16 protein-coding genes are annotated in these 18,799 nt (G+C 58.9%); 9 read left to right on the forward strand and 7 right to left on the reverse strand.

Annotated elements, in window-relative coordinates; genetic code table 11:
• Positions 1 to 49: 49 nt before the first annotated feature.
• Positions 50 to 964, reverse strand: a complete 915-nt coding sequence (locus tag Q0K10_RS02530) for a DUF4886 domain-containing protein (RefSeq protein ID WP_294502769.1) — start codon at positions 962 to 964, stop codon at positions 50 to 52.
• Positions 965 to 1,113: 149 nt separating this feature from the next.
• Here Q0K10_RS02530 and Q0K10_RS02535 point away from each other — a divergent pair, with 149 nt between their 5' ends.
• From Q0K10_RS02535 to Q0K10_RS02555, 5 genes are all read left to right on the forward strand, one after another.
• Entirely contained in the window at positions 1,114 to 1,983 is an 870-nt protein-coding gene (locus Q0K10_RS02535) for a polyphosphate kinase 2 family protein (protein ID WP_294502771.1), read from the forward strand.
• Between the two features lie 158 nt (positions 1,984 to 2,141).
• The gene (locus Q0K10_RS02540) at positions 2,142 to 2,894 is read left to right on the forward strand and encodes a hypothetical protein (RefSeq protein ID WP_294502773.1); all 753 of its coding nucleotides are present in this window, start codon (positions 2,142 to 2,144) and stop codon (positions 2,892 to 2,894) included.
• Between the two features lie 153 nt (positions 2,895 to 3,047).
• The gene (locus Q0K10_RS02545) at positions 3,048 to 3,743 is read left to right on the forward strand and encodes a hypothetical protein (protein ID WP_294502775.1); all 696 of its coding nucleotides are present in this window, start codon (positions 3,048 to 3,050) and stop codon (positions 3,741 to 3,743) included.
• Between the two features lie 153 nt (positions 3,744 to 3,896).
• Positions 3,897 to 5,732, forward strand: a complete 1,836-nt coding sequence (locus Q0K10_RS02550; protein WP_366942937.1) for a phosphoenolpyruvate carboxykinase (GTP) — start codon at positions 3,897 to 3,899, stop codon at positions 5,730 to 5,732.
• Between the two features lie 193 nt (positions 5,733 to 5,925).
• Complete coding sequence (locus Q0K10_RS02555) at positions 5,926 to 6,702, forward strand: hypothetical protein (RefSeq protein WP_294502778.1); 777 nt, start codon at positions 5,926 to 5,928, stop codon at positions 6,700 to 6,702.
• Positions 6,703 to 6,756: 54 nt separating this feature from the next.
• On the opposite strand, the gene Q0K10_RS02560 is transcribed toward Q0K10_RS02555, so the two are convergent.
• Positions 6,757 to 7,179: a GNAT family N-acetyltransferase gene (locus Q0K10_RS02560; protein ID WP_294502780.1), complete on the reverse strand. Its 423-nt coding sequence runs from the start codon at positions 7,177 to 7,179 to the stop codon at positions 6,757 to 6,759.
• 288 nt (positions 7,180 to 7,467) lie between these two features.
• Positions 7,468 to 9,408 carry a methionine--tRNA ligase gene (metG, locus tag Q0K10_RS02565; protein ID WP_294502782.1) on the reverse strand — a complete coding sequence of 647 codons (1,941 nt, stop codon included), beginning with the start codon at positions 9,406 to 9,408 and terminating at the stop codon, positions 7,468 to 7,470.
• Between the two features lie 268 nt (positions 9,409 to 9,676).
• Here metG and guaB point away from each other — a divergent pair, with 268 nt between their 5' ends.
• From guaB to Q0K10_RS02585, 4 genes are all read left to right on the forward strand, one after another.
• Positions 9,677 to 11,173: an IMP dehydrogenase gene (gene guaB / locus Q0K10_RS02570; RefSeq protein WP_294502783.1), complete on the forward strand. Its 1,497-nt coding sequence runs from the start codon at positions 9,677 to 9,679 to the stop codon at positions 11,171 to 11,173.
• Between the two features lie 5 nt (positions 11,174 to 11,178).
• Positions 11,179 to 11,823, forward strand: a complete 645-nt coding sequence (locus Q0K10_RS02575; RefSeq protein ID WP_294502784.1) for an OmpH family outer membrane protein — start codon at positions 11,179 to 11,181, stop codon at positions 11,821 to 11,823.
• 93 nt (positions 11,824 to 11,916) lie between these two features.
• Positions 11,917 to 12,969, forward strand: coding sequence for a UDP-3-O-(3-hydroxymyristoyl)glucosamine N-acyltransferase (gene lpxD, locus Q0K10_RS02580; protein WP_294502786.1), 1,053 nt, complete (start codon positions 11,917 to 11,919; stop codon positions 12,967 to 12,969).
• A 38-nt stretch (positions 12,970 to 13,007) separates the two neighbouring features.
• The gene (locus tag Q0K10_RS02585; protein ID WP_294502788.1) at positions 13,008 to 14,282 is read left to right on the forward strand and encodes an SEL1-like repeat protein; all 1,275 of its coding nucleotides are present in this window, start codon (positions 13,008 to 13,010) and stop codon (positions 14,280 to 14,282) included.
• A 14-nt stretch (positions 14,283 to 14,296) separates the two neighbouring features.
• On the opposite strand, the gene Q0K10_RS02590 is transcribed toward Q0K10_RS02585, so the two are convergent.
• From Q0K10_RS02590 to Q0K10_RS15570, 4 genes are all read right to left on the reverse strand, one after another.
• A complete protein-coding gene (locus tag Q0K10_RS02590) occupies positions 14,297 to 15,559 on the reverse strand; it encodes an L-rhamnose isomerase (protein WP_294502790.1) in 1,263 nt (420 codons plus the stop codon).
• Positions 15,560 to 15,714: 155 nt separating this feature from the next.
• A complete protein-coding gene (rlmN, locus tag Q0K10_RS02595) occupies positions 15,715 to 16,755 on the reverse strand; it encodes a 23S rRNA (adenine(2503)-C(2))-methyltransferase RlmN (protein WP_294502792.1) in 1,041 nt (346 codons plus the stop codon).
• Between the two features lie 5 nt (positions 16,756 to 16,760).
• Complete coding sequence (locus tag Q0K10_RS02600; RefSeq protein ID WP_294502795.1) at positions 16,761 to 18,389, reverse strand: tetratricopeptide repeat protein; 1,629 nt, start codon at positions 18,387 to 18,389, stop codon at positions 16,761 to 16,763.
• 133 nt (positions 18,390 to 18,522) lie between these two features.
• Entirely contained in the window at positions 18,523 to 18,612 is a 90-nt protein-coding gene (locus Q0K10_RS15570; RefSeq protein ID WP_106053758.1) for an AURKAIP1/COX24 domain-containing protein, read from the reverse strand.
• Between the last annotated feature and the right edge of the window lie 187 nt (positions 18,613 to 18,799).

The following is an 18,799-nucleotide window of genomic DNA, read 5'->3' on the forward strand; positions in this document are numbered from 1 at the left end:
ACTTCCCTTGTATTTTCCTGTATCCTGAACCGAACTTCCGGCCGGCCTTTTACTTCCCGGTTTTGCGGGCGTCGAGCGCTTTCTGGGCGACGTCGCGCAGGAAGGCCGCGTCTTCGGGGGTGATTCCCTTCGGCACGAATTTGATCTCGGAGGTCGGTTTGTCGAAGAAAAACGCGTACCAGAGACACGCCTGGAGATATTCGCCGCGACGGTTCAGGTGGGCCGGATCGTTGCGGCGGACCCAGCGGATTTCTCCGGTTTTCTTGTCCTTCTGTTTCCACCAGTACATGCCGACGGCGAAGGACCCCGCTTCGGACGGAAGTTTGTCGGGATATTTCAGATTCTTGACCGCTTCGGTGTCATAGGGAACGTATTTCACGGCCTGGGTTTCGCGGGCGAGCTGCACGGCTTCGCCGGTCGGGATCAGCCGGACACCGAGTTCGGCAGCCGCTTTGTCATACGCCTTGACGAGATTTTCAAACATGGTTTTCTGGTCGATCTTCCAGTCGCGATAGCGGTTGTCGTCAAACCTGTAGGCCCAGGTCTGCTGCATGACGAGTTCGGCGTCCGGGGCGTATTTCTTCACATACTCCTGAAGATTCTTCGCGTATGGCTGGTAACTTTCCGGTTTCCAGGAGAGGTGACTCGCCTGCTGAATCGTGACGAAATCCCACTGGTTGGAGTGCAGTTTGTCTTTCAGGGTGAACTTGTTGTAGTAGGGCTTGACACTCGGATCCTTTTCGGATTTCACGACGAGGTTCCAGTGTTTGTCAAGAGGACACCCTCCGATGTTTGCGCGATCCATGACGATTTTGTCGCCGGCGGATTCCGCCACCTGCGGCAGATACCGGAATGCGCTGTCGGCAAAACTGTTGCCGATGGTCAGAAGTTTGATCTCCTTCGCCGCAACTCCAAACGTGAGCGCGGTGGCCGCAACAAGCGAGAGTGCGATTGCTTTGTTCATATCGGAATCCTCCTTTTGATTGGTTGTATACAATATTACCGAAATCGGAAAATTGCAAACCGGGTCGAGTCGCCATTTGCATTTCCGGTTTGTCCTGCGTATATTACCGGAAGCGGCAGGGAAACTATGAGAAGGGAGGTTCTTGCATCATGGATTTTCGAAAGGAGTTTGCGGTTAAGCCGGACGCGAAGATCAAACTCAAGCAGATTGATCCGGACAGGACATACGGAATCGAGAAGAATGAAGAGACGCTCCGGGAAACCGCCGCCAACAGCGCCGAACTTGCGGAATTGCAGTACAAGCTCTATTCCGAGGGAAAGCGTTCGCTGCTGATCGTGTTGCAGGGGATGGATGCCGCGGGGAAAGACGGAGTCATCAACCATGTTCTTGCTCCGCTGAACCCGCAGGGGTGCCGGGTTCAGGCGTTCAAGACGCCCAGTTCGCTCGAACTGGCACATGATTTTCTGTGGCGGGTGCACATGGTGGCGCCGAAGAGAGGGGAGATTGTGATCTTCAACCGCTCTCATTACGAGGATGTGCTGATCCAGCGGGTGCGGAACCTTGTGCCGGAATCGGTCTGGCGGGAACGGTATGAACTCATCAATGATTTTGAAAAACTCCTCATGAAGAGCGGAACGACTATCGTGAAATTCTTTCTGCACATCAGCCCGGAGGAACAGCTCAAGCGGTTCGGTGACCGTCTGGAAGATCCCGGGCGGCAGTGGAAAATCAGCAGTGCCGATTATGCCGAACGGAGACTGTGGCCGGAATATCGGAAGGCGTTCGAGGAGGTGTTTGAGCGCTGCTCCACGAAGCAGGCTCCCTGGTATATCATTCCGGCGGACAAAAAATATTTCCGGAATTACGCGGTTTCCCACATCCTGCTGGAAACGCTTCGCGAAATGAAGCTGGAACTTCCGCCGGTTTCCGTCGACCTGGAAAAGGTGAAGGCCGAATACCGGACTGCAAAACAGTGGGAGAAGGAGGGCATCGGCCCGGATGGTCCCCGGGAAAAGTAAACCCACGAGCCTGAATAACGGTTTTTCTGGGGAATTATTGTAAAAAAAACAAAAAAATGATAAAATAATTTGCTTTTTCAAAAAGTGACGATAACTTAACTAAAGAGGGCAGTTAACAGACAGATACCTTGTATAACCTTAAAACAAAGGGGAAAAGTATGCAATATGTATATATCGCGGCGATGGTTCTTGCTCTGATCGGCATGATTGTCTGCAGCAAGAAGCAGAAGACGAATCCGGCGGTTCAGCCAGTGGCGTTCGTTCTGTTTGTGATTGTTCTGATCAGCGCGGGGCTCCTGCTGAACGAACTGAACGTGTTCGGCGGCCGCAGCAGCCTGCTGGCGAACGAGCTCAAGTTCTACGCTTCTCAGGGGACCAAGACCGGCGACTTCCTGAAGACCGCGATGCCCGGCAAGAAACTTCTTCTGGTTGCGGATCCCGGATTCGAGAAGAATGACAATGTGAAACTGCTTGCCGATGCTCTGCGCGAAGGATACGGCGGCGAGGTTGTGGTCGATACGGTTGAACTGCCGGGCAACCAGGCGGATGCTCCGATGCCGCTCTACATGATGATGAAGGCGAAGGATTTCGACGCGATGGTGGAAAAGCACCCGGATGTGGGCGTGATCGTCACCACCGTCGGTCTGCCGCAGGATGCGAACAATCTGAAGTTCATGAAGCAGCCCGCGGACAAGCGTCCGGCGCTGTTCCTGATGGGATTGCCCTCCGGCCCTGTTCCCGGCATCATGCCTGCCATCCAGAGCGGAGCGATCGTCGGCCTGATCATTTCGAGTCCGGAAGCCAAGTACGACGTTCCTGCTCCGTCCGATCCGATGGAAGCGTTTGATATCCGTTACGTCCTTGTCACCAAGGACAATGCGGAGCAGTACAAGGGCAATTTCACGAACTGAGAAAATCAGTTTTCGCTGAAATAAAAACGACACCACCGGATAGCGTGCAGCAGACTATCGGGTGGTGTTTCTGCTTAGGTGGAACGGCAATGGTTCGGATGCTGGGAGGGAGGCCAGGTTATCGGACGAGTTGGAATGAGAGACTGCGGTTAGATGGAAAAATTTTTCAAAACTCTTCTGGCGTTTCTGTTTGCGACGGCTTCGGTGTCATTCGCAATTCTGGTGTTTTCCGGTGGTGCGCTTTTCTGGCACCGCCAATTCGGCGGCAACGCCAATCTGCTGGAAAATGAGATGGCGTTTTACGCCTCGCAGGGATATGAGGCCGGAGTCTATTTGAAGGAGGTGGTTCCGGATCAGCAGATTCTGTTGCTGGTCGATCCCGATTTCTATCGGAATGAGAACATCAAGCAGTTGGCGTATACCCTGATTGAAGGATATGGGAGCAACAATGTAGTGCCGGACACCATTCATCTTTCCGATGCGCGCTCGGAGATGCCGATGCCGCTTTATATGTCCATGACGGCTGACGATTTCGATTCGGTTGTGGAGCAGCATCCCGACGCATCGGTCGTGATTTCCACGATCGGGCTTCCTGTCGATCTGGATTCGCTGCGGATGTTGCAGAATGAGGGTGCGCCGAAGCTGTTGCTGCTCGGGCTGCCCTCCGGACCGATTCCCGGTCTGACGGAACTGATTCGCAAAGGGAAAGTGCTCGCGGTGGTGCTTTCCAATCCGGAGGCCCGTTATGATGTCCCGGCTCCGAAGGATCGTCGGGAGGCTTTCCGGATTCGATACTTGCTTGTGACGAAAGAGAATCTGGATCAGCACCTGAATCTTTTCGCCAACTAGAACATTTTCCGGACTCCCGCCGGGAGCCGATTTCCCCTAAAATCCTGCAATTGATCCTTGAAACGTTCCTGTTTCGGGTGTATATTTTGGAGATTATCCAGAGATAAGAACCCCAAACAACAATACTGGAGGATGCAAAAAATCATGGCCAAGATGCTGAATGCGATCCCGACCAAAAATGAAAAATTGGTCAAGTGGGTGAATGAATGGGTCGAAATCTGTAAGCCGGATGCGGTTTACTGGTGCGACGGTTCCCGGGAAGAGTATGACCGTCTCTGCAACGAGCTGGTCGAATCCGGTCTCGCGATCCGCCTGAATCCGAAGAAGCGGCCGAACAGTCTGCTGTTCCGCTCCGATCCGTCCGACGTGGCGCGTGTTGAGGCGCGCACCTTCATCGCGTCCGAAACGAAGGATGCGGCCGGTCCGACCAACAACTGGATCGACCCGAAAGAACTCAAGAAGACCATGCTTGGTCTCTACGACGGCTGCATGAAGGGTCGTACCCTCTACGTCATCCCGTTCTCGATGGGTCCGGTTGGATCGAACATCGCGAAGATCGGCGTTGAGCTCACCGACTCCGCCTACGTTGTGATCAACATGGAAGTGATGACCCGTGTCGGCACGAAGGTGCTCGAAGTCCTCGGCGACAAGGGTGAATTCGTTCCGTGCGTCCACTCGGTCGGCAAGCCGCTGGCCGAGGGCGAATCGGACAACGGCATCTGGCCGTGCGCTCCGATGGACAAGAAGTACATCGCCCACTTCCCGGAAACCCGCGAAATCTGGTCGTTCGGGTCCGGTTACGGCGGCAACGCGCTGCTCGGCAAGAAGTGCCTTGCGCTGCGTATCGCGAGCGTCCAGGCGCGTGACGAGGGCTGGATGGCCGAGCACATGCTGATCCTGAAGCTGACGAATCCGAAGGGCGAAGTCAAGTATGTCACGGGTGCGTTCCCGTCGGCCTGCGGCAAGACCAACCTCGCGATGCTGATCCCGACCATTCCGGGCTGGAAGGTCGAGACTGTCGGCGACGACATCGCCTGGATGAAGTTCGACAAGGACGGCAATCTGCGCGCGATCAACCCGGAAGCCGGTTTCTTCGGTGTTGCGCCGGGCACCTCGATGCAGTCCAACAAGAACGCGATGCTCTCCTGCGCGAAGGATACGATCTTCACGAACGTCGCTCTGACCGATGACGGCGACGTCTGGTGGGAAGGCATCGGCTACGATGCGCCGGATCACCTGATCGACTGGAAGGGCAAGGATTGGAAGCCGGGCCAGGTCGACGCCGACGGCAAGCCGGTCAAGGCCGCTCACCCGAACGCCCGTTTCACGGCGCGTGCCTGCAACTGCCCGGTGATCGCGGACGAGTGGGAAGATCCTGCCGGCGTTCCGATCGCTGCGTTCCTCTTCGGCGGCCGCCGTCCTTCGACGCTGCCGCTGGTCTACCAGGCCAAGAGCTGGGAGCACGGTGTCTTCATCGGTTCGACGGTCGGTTCGGAAGTGACCGCCGCTGCGCTCGACGTGAAGGCCGGTACCGTCCGCCGCGACCCGTTCGCGATGCTGCCGTTCTGCGGCTACAACATGGGTGACTACTTCAAGCACTGGCTTGAGATCGGCAAGAAGGGCGCGGCGCAGGGCAATCTGCCGAAGATTTTCTGCGTCAACTGGTTCCGCAAGAGTCCCGAAGGGAAATTCATGTGGCCGGGCTTCGGCGACAACAGCCGTGTGCTTGCGTGGGTCTTTGACCGCTGCGACAACAAGGGCGAGAGCAAGGATACTGCGATCGGCATCATGCCGACCGTCGATGCGATCGACCTCAAGGGGCTTGAGGGCCAGGTTTCCAAGGCTGACATGGAAGAGCTCCTGAAGGTCGATGTCGAGGGCTGGAAGAATGAGCTCGCGATGATCAAGGAGCACTACAAGAAGTTCGAGGGACACCTCCCCGAGGAGCTTTCGAAGCAGCTTGAAGAGCTCGAAGCCCGTCTCGGCTGAGCCGAAGTGCGGAAAACCGGGAGTCGATGACTCCCGGTGTGAAACTTCGATGGAACGGACCGGATTTTTTCCGGCCCGTTTTTTTATTTTTTTCGTTTTTTCGGCAGAATAAAATGGCAGAGGAGTGCGTTAATCGATTATACGGGATTTGCGGTGGCGGGCGTGTTCCGCCGGAAAACAAAAGGAGTCGCAAATGAAATTTTCCGAATTCTGCCAGAAAAATGCCGTAGCGGTTGCGCTGTTGGCCGCGATCATCGCACTCGGATTCTCCGTGTATGATCACTTCCTCTTCGAAAAGCCGGTGATTGCCGTTGCCCCGGCCCCGGGAGGTGCCCGTTTCGGCGGCGGTCCGGGCGGTCCGGGCGGCGGGCGGTTCGGGGGAGGATTCGGGCGCAATCGTGCGCCGCGTCGTTCCGAAGCGTATCTTGCGAAGTTCCGCGAAATCGTTTCGCTCCGCGAACAGGAAGCGAAGTTGGCAGAGGGAGGATACCGGGCCGGCGGGATTTCCATAAGGGATGTTTTTGTCGCCGAAAGGGATTTGGCTCTTGCCCGCCTCGCGTTGATGCGAATGGAGGGGGAGTCGCGCTCTTCGGCAGGAGCGGTGGAAGCACTTGTGAATCTGAAATTTTGCGAATTGCTCAAGCAGTACGACGAGGCGGCGTACAAGAGCGGCGGCATCGATCTGAAGGCGTATACGCAAAGCAAGATCGCGTTGGCTGAGGCGGAGTTGAAGATGCTGGAATATGAGAATCTTCTGAAGCGGAACGAGACGTTTGCAAAACTCGCCGGTGAATTTTCCGCTGTAAAGTGCAATCCGGAAGTGTTAAAAGCGCTTGTCGAGGCCGAGTCGATCCGCCCTGTGCGCCGCGGCGGTCCTGGCGCGCCTGACGGGATGTCGCGTCCGTCCGGCGCGCCGCAGCCTCCGGGCGGGCATCATCGACCCGATGCGGTTCCTGTTCCTGGGAAGTAGGGATGAATCAAGGAAAACTGTCCCGACGTATGCGATCGATGCGCCGGGACGTTTTTATAGAATTTCCGGCGGGAGTTTCCAGAAGGTGAACTCCCGCTTCGGTTCAAATCCGAGGTTGCGGTAGAACGATTCGGTGCCGGGCTCGCCGACGAGGGCGATCCAGTCGACACCACGGCTGCGGAGCGCGGCGACAATGGTTTTCACGATGCCGCCGCCGATGCCGTGCCGCCGGAATTCCGGAGAAACTGCGATGTCCTGGATGTAAGCGTCAGAGACGTTGTCCGAGAGCGCCCGCCCCATACCGATGAGTTTTCCATCCGCATACGCGCCGACCGCGACGGCGGAGTTCGCCATGCCGACGGCGATGAACTCGGCGGAATCCTCCGGGCCGATCCAGCCGGTCTCCCGGTAGAGCCGTTCCATCGCCGCGAGATCCTCCGGCGTGAAGTGTTTGAGAATGCGGTATTCGATCTGCATGATGGTTCCTTTCTAAGAGTACGCAGGGCTCTCGCCAGAATTGCTGCGGCAGAGCGAGCGGTGGTTGGAGTGTCGAGAGGAAGCGGAAAACTGCCTGCAGACGAGACTCCCGGATGGCGACAACACGTCCGGGATGCACAGAGCCGGTTTCGTGGTTCGCCTGTCCCGCCCGCGACGATTGAGCGGGGCCGCGCATCCCGTGCGGAGAATTACCGGCGGAAACGTCAACATGAGCGCGGTCAATTCATCCCGGTACGACATCTCTTCCCCCAGTCTGAACCGGACTGCTCAGCCGACCTGTGCGCCGCTCGCAAATTCCCCGTCGATCGTGACGAGCTTGAGCTCCTTGCCGGATTTTGCCGCGAGCAGCATGCCGTTCGATTCGACGCCGCGGATGACGGCGGGCTTCAGGTTGGCGACGATCACGATGGTTTTCCCGACCAGCGTTTCCGGCGTGTACCACTGGGCGATGCCGGAGACGATCTGCCGTTTTTCCCCGCCGACGTCAAGCTGGAGTTTCTGCAGCTTGTCCGCTCCTTCGACCTTTTCCGCCGCGAGGATTTTCGCCGTGCGGAGCTCGATTTTCGCAAACTCCTCGATCCCGATCGGAGCGAAGACGTTGACGGGAGCGGCCTTTTTCTTCTTGTCCGCCGGTTTGGGAGCGGGAGCGGGCGTCTCCTCTTTCGGGGTCACGTCGATGCGCGGGAAGAGCCCGGAGGTGTCCTGCACATGCCGTCCGGCCAGGTCGCAGGGGCGGGTTCTCAGGTCGGCGATTTTCGCGTCGTTGAGCTCATCGCCCGTGTAGCCGAGCGCCTTGCGCAGCTCGGCCATCTTCTCCGGCATGACCGGGTAGAGCAGCACGGAAAACTGCCGCAGCGCATCCGCCGCGGTGAAGAGCACGGTGTTGAGCCGTTCGGTTTCTCCCTTTTTGGCGAGAGTCCACGGTGCGGTTTTTTCGAGGTAGCGGTTTCCCGCGCGGACGGCGTTCATGACGGCGGCGAGCCCCTGATCGAACTTCAGTGCGGCGAGGCTGCTCTCCATCGTGTCGATTGCGGAAGCGACTTCCCGCTTGAGTTCTTCCTCGTCGGCGGTCAGGGCGCCCGGAGTCGGGATCGTGCCGTTCGCGTTGCGCAACGTCATTTTGAGGACGCGGCTGAGCAGGTTGCCGAGGTCGTTGGCCAGATCGCTGTTGTAACGTGTGACGAACCCCTCTTCCGTGAAGTTTGCGTCGTTGCCCGGGGACATTTCCGCCATCAGGAAGTAGCGGAACGCGTCGACTCCGCAACGGTCGGCCATGTCCATCGGATTCACGACGTTGCCGAGGGACTTTGACATCTTCGTATTGCCGGTCAGCCACCAGCCGTGTGCGAAGATCGTCTTTGGCAGCGGCAGGCCGATCGCCTTGAGCATGGTCGGCCAGTAGACGCTGTGGGTGGTCAGAATGTCCTTGCCGATCAGGTGATAGCTCGCGGGCCACCACTTTTCGAACATCGCGTCGTCCTGGAGATAGCCGACGCCGGAGATGTAGTTGATGAGCGCGTCGAACCAGACGTAGCAGACGTAATCCGGATCGAACGGCAGCTCGATTCCCCACGAGAGCCGGGCTTTCGGGCGGCTGATGCAGAGGTCTCCGAGCCCCTTGCGCAGGAATCCGAGCGTCTCGTTCGCGCGGAACGCGGGCTGGATGAAGCCCGGGTGGGTCTCAATGTAGTCGATCAGCCATTCGCGGTATTTGCTCATGCGGAAGAAGTAGTTCGATTCGACGATCGAGGAGACTTCGCGTCCGCACTCCGGACACTTGCCGTCGACGAGATCCTTCTCCGTGAAGAACCGTTCATCGCCGACGCAATACCAGCCGGTGTATTCGGCCTTGTAGATTTCGCCGCGGTCGTAGAGATTCTGGAGGATCTTGCGGACCACCTCCTTGTGATATTCGTCGGTCGTGCGGATGTAGCGGTCGTTCGTGATGCCGAGCCGTTTCCAGAGCGACTGAAATCTCTGCACGGTTTCATCGCAGTGCGCCTTCGGATCCATGTGGCGGGCTGCCGCGGCCTTTTCGACCTTCTGCCCGTGCTCATCGGTGCCGGTCAGGAAGAAGGTTTCGTCGCCGAGTGAACGGTGGTAGCGCGCGAGCACGTCGGCCAGCACGGTCGTGTAGGCGTGACCGATATGGGGTTTGTCGTTGACGTAATAGATCGGGGTGGTGACGTAAAAGTTCTTGGTATTCATCAGTCGGAAGCTCCTTCTCGAAACATGGCCGCACTCGGGGGCGGGGCCATCCAAATAAAAAAAGCGCCTTCACGCGGCGGAACCGCGGATGCGGGCACAAATCATTACCTTACAATATACCGCAGCTTCTCGTCAAACGCAACAGAATAAACAGGGTTTCCATCGAAAAAAACGGAAAAAACTCCTTGCAAGCGGGGGAGGAAAGATGTATATTACACAGTAACATTATATCAAATCTTCCAGACCCCCGATTGGAGAGAGCATAGTTATGGAACGCTACATTGACAAATTCATGGCCGCATTTGAGTATGAAGGTCTCACTTTCGACGACATTTCGCTGGTGACGCAGTACGCGGATTTTCTTCCGCACGATGCGGATGTCAGCACCCGGTTTTCCCGGAACGTCAAGCTGAACATCCCGTTCGTCAGTGCCGCGATGGACACGGTCACCGAGAGCGCGATGGCGATCGCGATGGCCCGCCTCGGCGGCATCGGCGTGATTCACAAGAATCTTTCGATCGAACGGCAGGCCGATGAAGTTCGCAAGGTGAAATATTACCTGAACGGCATCATCCGCACGCCGGTGGTCTTCCACGCGGATCAGACCATCGAAGAGATGATGAATGAAAAGCGGGCGAAGAAGTATTCGTTCTCCGGCTTCCCGATCGTCGACAACGACGGGAAACTCGTTGGGATCATCACCGCGCGCGACATCAAGTTCCTCACCGATTACAGCATTCGGATCGGGGACGTGATGACGAAGACCCCGGTCATTGCGAAGGACGGCATCTCGATGCAGGAGGCGTACCGGATCATGCTTGAGAAGAAGGTCGGCAAACTTCCGATGGTCGACAAGGACGGCAGGCTCACCGGGCTCTACAGCTTCCTCGACGTGAAGACGCTGATTTCGAAGGAGGAGCCGGATTACAACCGCGATGATCACCATCAGCTCCGTGCCGCCGCCGGAATCGGTCCTCATGACTACGAGCGGGTGGAGGCCCTGGTGAATGCCGGAGTCGACGTGCTTGTGCTCGACACCGCGCACGGTCACTCGAAAGGGGTGATCGAATCGGTGAAGGAACTTAAGAAGATGTACGGCGACCGGGTCGACGTCGTCGCCGGGAATGTTGCGACGGCGGAGGGGGGCAAAGCGCTGGCCGACGCGGGTGCCGACGGGATCAAGGTCGGCATCGGACCCGGCTCGATCTGCACGACCCGCGTCGTGGCGGGCGTCGGTGTGCCGCAGGTGACGGCGGTCTACGAGGTGGCGAAGGCGGTTCCGTCGGACATCCCGGTCATTGCGGACGGCGGGATCAAGCAGTCCGGCGATGTTGCCAAGGCGATTGCGGTCGGCGCATCCTGCGTGATGATGGGTTCGGTTCTCGCCGGTACGACCGAGAGCACCGGTGAAGTGACGCTGCATCAGGGGCGCAGCTATGTGATCTACCGCGGCATGGGCAGCCTCGCGGCGATGAAGACCGGTAAGGGCAGCCGCGAGCGCTACGGTCAGGACGACGTCGATGACGACGCGAAGCTCGTTCCGCAGGGGATCGAGGGAATGGTTCCGTTCCGCGGGCCGGTTGCGAACGTGATTATTCAGTTTGTCGGCGGGCTGCGTTACTCGTTCGGCTACTGCGGGGCGCGCACGGTTCCGGAGTTTCAGCGCAAGGCGAAGATGGTCCGGGTCACGGCGGCGGGGCTGCGCGAGGCGCATCCGCACGATGTGACGATGATCAAGGATGCACCGAATTATTCGGGGAACTGAGCCTCATGAAGCGGATGTTCGGGAAACTGCTGATTTTGTTCGCGCTTGTTTCGGTCGTGTCGGCCGCGGCTGAGACGCAGCGGTTCGCGGTGGTGAATCTCGAAAAAGTGTTCCGGGAGTATTACAAGAGCCGGATCGCCGAGGATGCCATCAAGCAGCAGGCCGAAGTATACCGCAATTATCTCGTCAAACAGAACAGCCAGCTCATTCAGCTCAAGCGGGAGGCTGAGCAGCTCCGGACGGACGCCCAGAATCCCGCGCTTTCGGAGACGGAGCGCACAAAGTTCGCTTCCGAGGCGGTCGTGAAGGCGCGTGAAGTCGCCGCCAAGGAGGCGGAACTTCAGCTTTATGCGGCCGAGCGCACCCGGACCATGCGGGAGATCGAGCAGAAAAAGCGCGAGGAGATCATGGCCGACATCTACAGGGAGGTCGACCGGCGGGCGGCGGCCGAGGGATTCAACTTCATTTTCGACTCCTCCGGCAAGACGTTGAACGACCAGCCGCTGGTGCTGCGTTTCCCCGCGTCGTGCGATTTGACCGAAGTTGTGATTCGCGAATTGAACCGCACGAAGAGCGTTTCCTCGGAGACGCAGGAGACCGGAGCCGGGGAAAAGAAGGAAGAGGCCGCTCCGGCGACCGCAAAGCCTTGAGAATGGAATCCGTGCGCCGGAACGCGTGCGGTTATGGATTGATTTCAGATTTTTAATATCCCGCAGGGAAAAGAGAGAAACACTGGAGGCATTATGAAGCAAGTTACGCTCACGGCCGGACAAATCGCCGAAATGGTCAAGGGCACGATCGTCGGGAATCCCGACCGGGTCGTCAACAGCGTGGCCGGAATCCGGGAGGCGAAGGAGGATCAGCTCTCCTTCATCGGCAACAAGCGTTACGAACATCAGCTTGAGACGACCGGAGCGGGCGTGATTCTGGTCTGCCCTGATCTTGCCTCCGCGGCGAATGACAAATATACGCTGATCGTGACCGAACATGTCGATTATGCGTTTGCGAAGGTTGTGGCGCTCTTTGCGGAGGAACCTCCGGCGTTCGAGCCGGGCGTGCACCCCTCGGCGGTGGTGGCTGCTGATGTGAAGCTCGGTCAGGGGGTCAGCATCGGCGCGAACGCAGTGGTGGAGTCCGGCGTTGAAATCGGCGACGGCGCGGTGATCGGCGCGGGCTGCTACCTCGGTCACCGGGTTAAGATCGGAGCCGGTACGATTCTTTATCCGAATGTGACGGTGATGTACCGCTGTACGATCGGGCGCAAGTGCATTCTGCATCCCGGCGTGGTGATCGGTGCGGACGGATTCGGGTTCGTTCCCGGCCCGCAGGGGCTTGTGAAGGTGCCGCAGACCGGTGTGGTTCAGATCGATGACGACGTGGAACTCGGCGCGAATACGACTGTCGACCGCGCCCGTTTCGGCCGCACCTGGATCAAGAGCAATGTTAAGGTCGACGATCAGGTCATGATCGCTCACAACGTGGTGATCGGCGAGAGCTCGATTCTGGTGGCGCAGTGCGGAATCGCGGGCAGCGCCGAGCTCGGACGCGGGGTTGTTCTCGGTGCGAAAGCCGGTATCAACGGTCACATCACGATCGGCGACGGCGTGCAGGTGGCCGGAACGAGCGGTGTGGTCAAGAGTCTGCCGGCCGGAGCGATTGCGCTCGGAACTCCGGCGGAGTCGCAGCGCGAGTTCATGGCGCGGCACACGCTTCCGAGCCGCTTCGAGAAGCTCCAGAAGAAATTTGAGGCGCTCAAGGCCGAGGTCGAGGCGCTCAAGAAGAACGGCGAAAAATAAGCCGGGATTCTCCGGCAGACGGCGGAAATGGCGGAACGATGGTACGGCGGTCACACTGGCTAGCGGCATTTGTTCCGCTGTTTTTCTGTCTGCTGCTTCCTGCGGAGGAGAAGGCGCAGCCGGAGGATCCGTTGCGGCAGGAGGCGCTTGCGGGAAAGGTCGCCTCCCAGTTGAAACTGGCTTCGGAGTTCTTCTTCGGCACGGAGACGCGGCCGCGCAATCCTGTGCTTGCGGTCTACTGGTACCGCAAGGCGGCTGAGCAGGGGAGCGGAGAGGGGGCTTACAACCTCGGCGTCTGCTACGAGAAGGGGTGGGGCGTCGATCGTCCGAGCCTCATCCACGCCTTCGACTGGTTCGGCCGGGCGGCGAAGGCGGGCGTGCCGGAAGCCAGGCTGCGGCTCGGACTGCTGCTGGCGGCGGGCGTGCCGGATGAACACCTTGAAAAAGAGGTGCTCAAAGGAGTCCCGGCGGATCGCGCTGCCGCATTTCGCATGCTGCGGGAGCTGGCGCAGACCGGTTATCTTCCGGCCGCGCGCGAGTTCGGGAGACTGGTCCTCGCGGATCGTGCCGATCGTGAAACAAGCGGCGAAGAGGCGCGGAAACTGCTTCAGTCGGCGGCGAAAGCCGGAGACGTCGATTCGCTGCTGCTGCTGGCGGTCTGCTGTCGTGATGCGATCGGCGGCCCCGGCGATCAGGCCGGGGCGGTCGCGTGCTGGGAGCGTGCCGCCGGGCTGGGCAGCAACGAGGCGAAGGTCTATCTCGCTTCCGCATATGAATACGGGCAGGGGGTCAAGTACGATCCGGAACGTGCTTTCGCGCTTGTGAAAGAGGCGGCCGCGGCCGGGGAACCGCGCGCACTGCTGCGGCTCGGCGATTATTATCTGAATGGCGATATGGTCGCTTCTTCGCTCCCGGAGGCGCTGGCGTTGTATCGTAGATCGTATGAATCAGGTTATTTGCCGGCGGCGGTCCGTCTCGGCCGGTGTGCCGAGCTCGGACTCGGGATGGCGGTCAATCCGGTCCGCGCCGCAGAGTTTTACGGCATTGCCGCGCGCGGAGGAGATCCCGATGCCCAGTACGCGTTCGGGCGCTGCCATTTGAAGGGAATCGGCATGGAGCCCGATGCCGCCGGTGCGGTGTTCTGGTTCAAGACGGCGACCGCATCCGGACAGCTCGATGCGCTTCGGGAGCTCGGGATCTGTCTGCTGACCGGGAACGGCGTCGAAAAGGACACGGCGGAAGGCTCCCGGCTCCTCGAAGCGGCCGCCGCTGCGGGAGATGCCGAGGCGCTCGTTTTTCTCAACAACAACTGAACACGCGATGGGGATCAGTTCCGCAGGAGCGTGATCTCGCGTTCGTAATTCCGGATCTCCGCCATGAAATCGCGGTCGGCCGGCACGTCGTGACGGCGGCAGAACTCTTCCCAAACCGCACCCCATGGGAGCGCGCGCGACTCCTCCTGGAGGGCGAGACGTGCGGTGAAATCCCAGGTTTCCTCGCATTTTTGCAGACGGCTGAATGGTTCGAGCAGTCCGCGGAGCAGCGCCTTCTGCATGTTCCGTGCGCCGATGACCCAGGCGGCGATGCGGTTGATGCTCGCATCGAAGTAGTCAAGTCCGATATGGATTTCCGCTCCGGCGTCCCGGCAGCGGACGGTTTCTCGGGCGATGGAGAGCAGTTCGTCGTTCATCACGAGCACGTGGTCGCTGTCCCAGCGGACGCCACGGCTCACATGCAGCAGGATTCGGTTCTGCATCACGGCGAGGGCCGAGAGCTTGTCCCCGATCGACTCGGTCGGGTGGAAGTGGCCGGAGTCGAGGCAGATCAATTTTCCCCGTTTTGCAGCGTAGGAGAGGTAGAAGTCATGAGAACCGACGGTGAAGGACTCCGCGCCGATTCCGAAGAGTTTCGACTCGACCGCGTCGAGCAGCAACGTCTCCGGGAGTTCGTCCGCGAAGATTTCGTCGAGCGATTCCCGCAGTCGTTCGCGCGGCGCAACCCGGTCTGCGGGAGTGTCCTTGAAACCGTCCGGAACCCATTCGTTGCAGACTGCAGGCGTGCCGAGCACCCGTCCGAACTCCGCGCCGATGCGACGGATCGATTTGGCATGATCGATCCAGAAGCGGCGGATCCCGGCGTCGGGATGCGAAAGGGAAAGACCGTGATCGAGCTTCGGATGCGAGTAAAATGCCGGAGCGATGTCGAGACCGAGCTTCTTCGCCTCCGCCCATGCGAGCCAGCCGGAAAACTGTTCGATCGTGAATGCGTCACGATCGACCCCGGGAACGGCACGGTCGATCTCATGACCCTGCAGGCAGATCCGGTGGCTGCCGGGAATCAGCAAAAGCGCCACGTCGAGGTCGCCGCGCAGCTCCTCCGAGTTACGGGCGCAGCCGGGATAATTTCCGGAAACGAGGCAGCCCCCCGTGAGCGCATGCCCCGTCCCTTCAAATCCCTGTACGTCGTCCCCCTGCCAGGCGTGGATCGAAAGCGGAATCGTTTCCAGTTCGCGCATGGCCTGTTCGGTGTCGACTCCGCAGCCGGCGTAAATCTCGTTTGCAATACGGTAGTTCTGATCCGTGCGTTCCATGGGGCCTCCTCCTGTCGGGTTCGAGTTGTATCTGACTCCACTATAACCGCTTTTTCCCCGAACGGAATGGACGGAAACGCGAATTTTGTATCTGTTTGTGACCTGACGTCTCTCCGGAAGCTCACTCTCCGGGCGGGATTTTTCCGGTTTCGGAATCAGTGACGGGATTTTGCGCGCAGCTGGCCGCACGCGGCGGAACTCTCGAACCCGCGTTCGGTTCGCAGCGTGACATGGGCGCCTGCGTCGAAGACAGTCCTTTCAAACTCTTCAATCACCTGGCGTGAGGGACGTTGAAACCGGGAGTCGGTCGCGTTGTAGGGGATCAGATTCACCTTCGCATGGTGTGCCCGCGCAAGGCGCGCGAGTTTGACGGCCGCCTCATGAGAATCGTTGATGCCCGCGAGCAGCGTGTATTCGATCGTGACCATCCGTCCGGCGGTTTCGAGGTAGCGGTCGGCGGCGGCCATGATTTCGGCGATCGGGTAACGCACTTTGTCCGGAATGATGCGCGCCCGGGTCTCGTCGTCCGGTGCGTGCAGCGAAATCGCAAGCGTGAACTCCCTGCCGAGTTCGGCGAACTTCAGCATCCCGGGCACATAACCGCTCGTGGAGACGGTGATCCGGCGTGGCGACATGCCGATGTAATCGGGGGAGGTCAGCACATGCAGCGCCTTCGAAAGTTCATGAAAATTCAGCAGCCCCTCCCCGATTCCCATGAAAACGATGCTGTCGGGCCGCCGTCCGGCCCGTTTGCTGCCGAGCAGGAACTCTTCGATGATCTCTCCGGCGGCGAGATTCCGGATCAGTCCGTCCCGTCCGCTCGCGCAGAAGAGGCAGCCGACCGGGCAGCCGACCTGCGTGGAGAGACAGAAGGTCAACCGCTCTTCGCGCCCCGGAATCAACACCATCTCCACCGTTTCGCCATCGTGGAGCTCAATCAGCAGTTTTTCGGTTCCGTCGGGGGCGGTCACGGTCTGCGCGATTGAACTGCCCGGTGCGAGAAAGTCTGTTTTCAACGCGCCGCGCAGCGGCAGCGGCAGATTCTTCATCTCCATCGGGTCGAGCACGTCGTGGCGATAGATCCATTCGGCGATCTGGTTCGCCCGGAACTTCACGGTGCACTCCTTCACGCACCAGGCGGCGAAATCTTCACGCAGAGATCCTGCGAGGAACGGTTTCTGGGGAATGGCAGCCAAGACAACTACTCCAGCTGACGGATTTTCTCTTCGACGCGCTCCGGATCGAAATCGTCGTCCCCGGAGTAGTCCATCGCTTCGCGGTAGGCCGCAAGCGCCTCGGATTTACGGCCGAGCTTGAGGAGGATGTCTCCCTGATGCTCGAAGATCACGCCTCGGGCCATCTCCTGTTCTGATGCGCGCAGCGCCTGATTGATGTACTCCTCGGCCTCGGCGTATTTTCCCTGCCGGTAAAGTACCCAGGCCATGCTGTCGAGGAAGGCGTAGTTGTCGGGTTCTCCCTTGAGGGCCGACTCGATCAGAGCCTTCGCCTCGTCGAGCCGGACGTTCAGTTCGGCTGCGACATAGCCGACCGAATTGGCCGCGTCGGTCGATTCGATCTGTTTCGTGTCGACGAGCAGTTTCCAGATGCGGTTCAGGAGTTCGACGTCACGGAGTTTTTCGGCGACGACGAGCTGACGCAGTGCGTTGGCGAGGTCGACGTCCACATCCGGCGAAAGCCGTTTTTCCATGCCGTCGAGTTCATCGCGCATGGCTTTGTAATCTTTTTTCGCGGTGTGGAGTTTGAGCATGAACTCATCGCGGGCGATCGGAACCTTCAACTGCTGAATCTCTTTTTCCGCCTCATCGTATTTCTCCTGGGCGAGAAGGCTGTTGATGGAGATGAGCTGCGAAACACCTTTCCAGCCGTCAAGTTTCGAAAGTTTTTCGACGATCGGTGGAACGAGGTCGAACTTTTTCGCTGCGATGGCAGTGTAGGCGAACCGGGTTTCGTTCTGCGGAGAAGGATTGGCCTTCACGAGCTTCTCCGCCATGTTCAGAGCGGCTTCCGGTTTGCCGACGGCGAGGAAAAAGTCGATGTCGCGATCGGCCTCTTCCCCGGTGGCGTTCTTTTCAAGCTCCTCAAGTTCGGCAAACAGTTCCTCAAATCGTCTGGCGGCCTTTTCCCGGTCGCTGTCGGCGAGCCCGAACCAGCGGCTCTCCCGGTTTCCGAGTTTCGAGAAGAAATATTCAAAATCAACCGCGAACCGCAGGAGGGTCGAACGGTAGGGGGATGGCTCGCGGTCTAGTTCCGTGGCGAAATAGTTCGTTCCTTCGCGGTAATCGCGCGCCTGCTTGAGGGCGGAGGAGTAGATGTTAATGAGGTTGTAATATTCGTTCAGCTCCTCGTTCGGGAGCTTGGCCGGGTCGGATACTTCCGCAAGGGCATTGCTGATGTCGTCGAGATATTCGGCGGGAACCGTGTTCGCGACATAATTCATCTGGGCCGCGAGGACGGCGAGCCCGAGCTGTTCCGGATGGCGGCGTGAGAGTTCGAGCAGCCGGTCGGCGACTTTGCGGGCGTCGGCCCGGGTTTCGACCATTCCGCGGATGTAGTTGCGTGCCGGAATCGTTCCCGGATCGTCCTTGAGCACTTCGAGCAGGAGGTTGAAGCGTTCGTCGCGATTCCGGCTTTTGGTGGCGCTCATGAAGTTTTCAATGGCCCGGACTCTGGCTTCCGCGGCGGCGGAGAATTTTGTCGCGACGGCCGGGGATGCGGGATCAGCGGTGGTGTCGGACGCGATTTCGGCTCCGGGGAGCGACAGACTCCCGGCCAGAGCGCACACAAGCATGAATTGAATTGAAATTTTCATGGCCCATTCCTGTTATCGGTTGGAGTTCGGCGGAGAATCCGGATTCCCCCGCTCCTCAAAAAAACACACGCCCGGCTCCAGTCGATCGCGAACGAAGACAACCGGAATCGGGCGCAGCTGGCATCGAAAAAGATTACTTCTTCTTGTGCCGCAGCAGTTTCAGCTGCTTCTTCCGCTTGTGCTTGGCGATCTTTTTACGCCGTTTCTTCTTAAGGTTGCCCATTCTTCCACTCTCTATTGGTTGAGTTTGTACGTTCCTGTACAGATTTACAGTAATTTAACCCATTTTTGCGAAAATGCTCCCCCGGAAACGAAAAAAAAGCGATTTTTTTTTCATTTTCACCGGAGTTTTCCATATTTTTTCCGAAAAAAGCCGGTTATTCGGAAGTTTTTTCGGTGTGAGGGTTGCA

It is taken from the genome of uncultured Victivallis sp. (assembly GCF_944391105.1).
Lineage (GTDB): Bacteria > Verrucomicrobiota > Lentisphaeria > Victivallales > Victivallaceae > Victivallis.

Excerpts from the sequence above, each read along its gene's own strand:
- Q0K10_RS02530 (WP_294502769.1), bottom strand. The coding sequence starts at position 964 with ATGAACAAAGCAATCGCACTCTCGCTTGTTGCGGCCACCGCGCTCACG.
- Q0K10_RS02535 (WP_294502771.1), top strand. The coding sequence starts at position 1,114 with ATGGATTTTCGAAAGGAGTTTGCGGTTAAGCCGGACGCGAAGATCAAA.
- Q0K10_RS02540 (WP_294502773.1), top strand. The coding sequence starts at position 2,142 with ATGCAATATGTATATATCGCGGCGATGGTTCTTGCTCTGATCGGCATG.
- Q0K10_RS02545 (WP_294502775.1), top strand. The coding sequence starts at position 3,048 with ATGGAAAAATTTTTCAAAACTCTTCTGGCGTTTCTGTTTGCGACGGCT.
- Q0K10_RS02550 (WP_366942937.1), top strand. The coding sequence starts at position 3,897 with ATGCTGAATGCGATCCCGACCAAAAATGAAAAATTGGTCAAGTGGGTG.
- Q0K10_RS02555 (WP_294502778.1), top strand. The coding sequence starts at position 5,926 with ATGAAATTTTCCGAATTCTGCCAGAAAAATGCCGTAGCGGTTGCGCTG.
- Q0K10_RS02560 (WP_294502780.1), bottom strand. The coding sequence starts at position 7,179 with ATGCAGATCGAATACCGCATTCTCAAACACTTCACGCCGGAGGATCTC.
- metG (WP_294502782.1), bottom strand. The coding sequence starts at position 9,408 with ATGAATACCAAGAACTTTTACGTCACCACCCCGATCTATTACGTCAAC.
- guaB (WP_294502783.1), top strand. The coding sequence starts at position 9,677 with ATGGAACGCTACATTGACAAATTCATGGCCGCATTTGAGTATGAAGGT.
- Q0K10_RS02575 (WP_294502784.1), top strand. The coding sequence starts at position 11,179 with ATGAAGCGGATGTTCGGGAAACTGCTGATTTTGTTCGCGCTTGTTTCG.
- lpxD (WP_294502786.1), top strand. The coding sequence starts at position 11,917 with ATGAAGCAAGTTACGCTCACGGCCGGACAAATCGCCGAAATGGTCAAG.
- Q0K10_RS02585 (WP_294502788.1), top strand. The coding sequence starts at position 13,008 with ATGGTACGGCGGTCACACTGGCTAGCGGCATTTGTTCCGCTGTTTTTC.
- Q0K10_RS02590 (WP_294502790.1), bottom strand. The coding sequence starts at position 15,559 with ATGGAACGCACGGATCAGAACTACCGTATTGCAAACGAGATTTACGCC.
- Q0K10_RS02600 (WP_294502795.1), bottom strand. The coding sequence starts at position 18,389 with ATGAAAATTTCAATTCAATTCATGCTTGTGTGCGCTCTGGCCGGGAGT.
- Q0K10_RS15570 (WP_106053758.1), bottom strand. The coding sequence starts at position 18,612 with ATGGGCAACCTTAAGAAGAAACGGCGTAAAAAGATCGCCAAGCACAAG.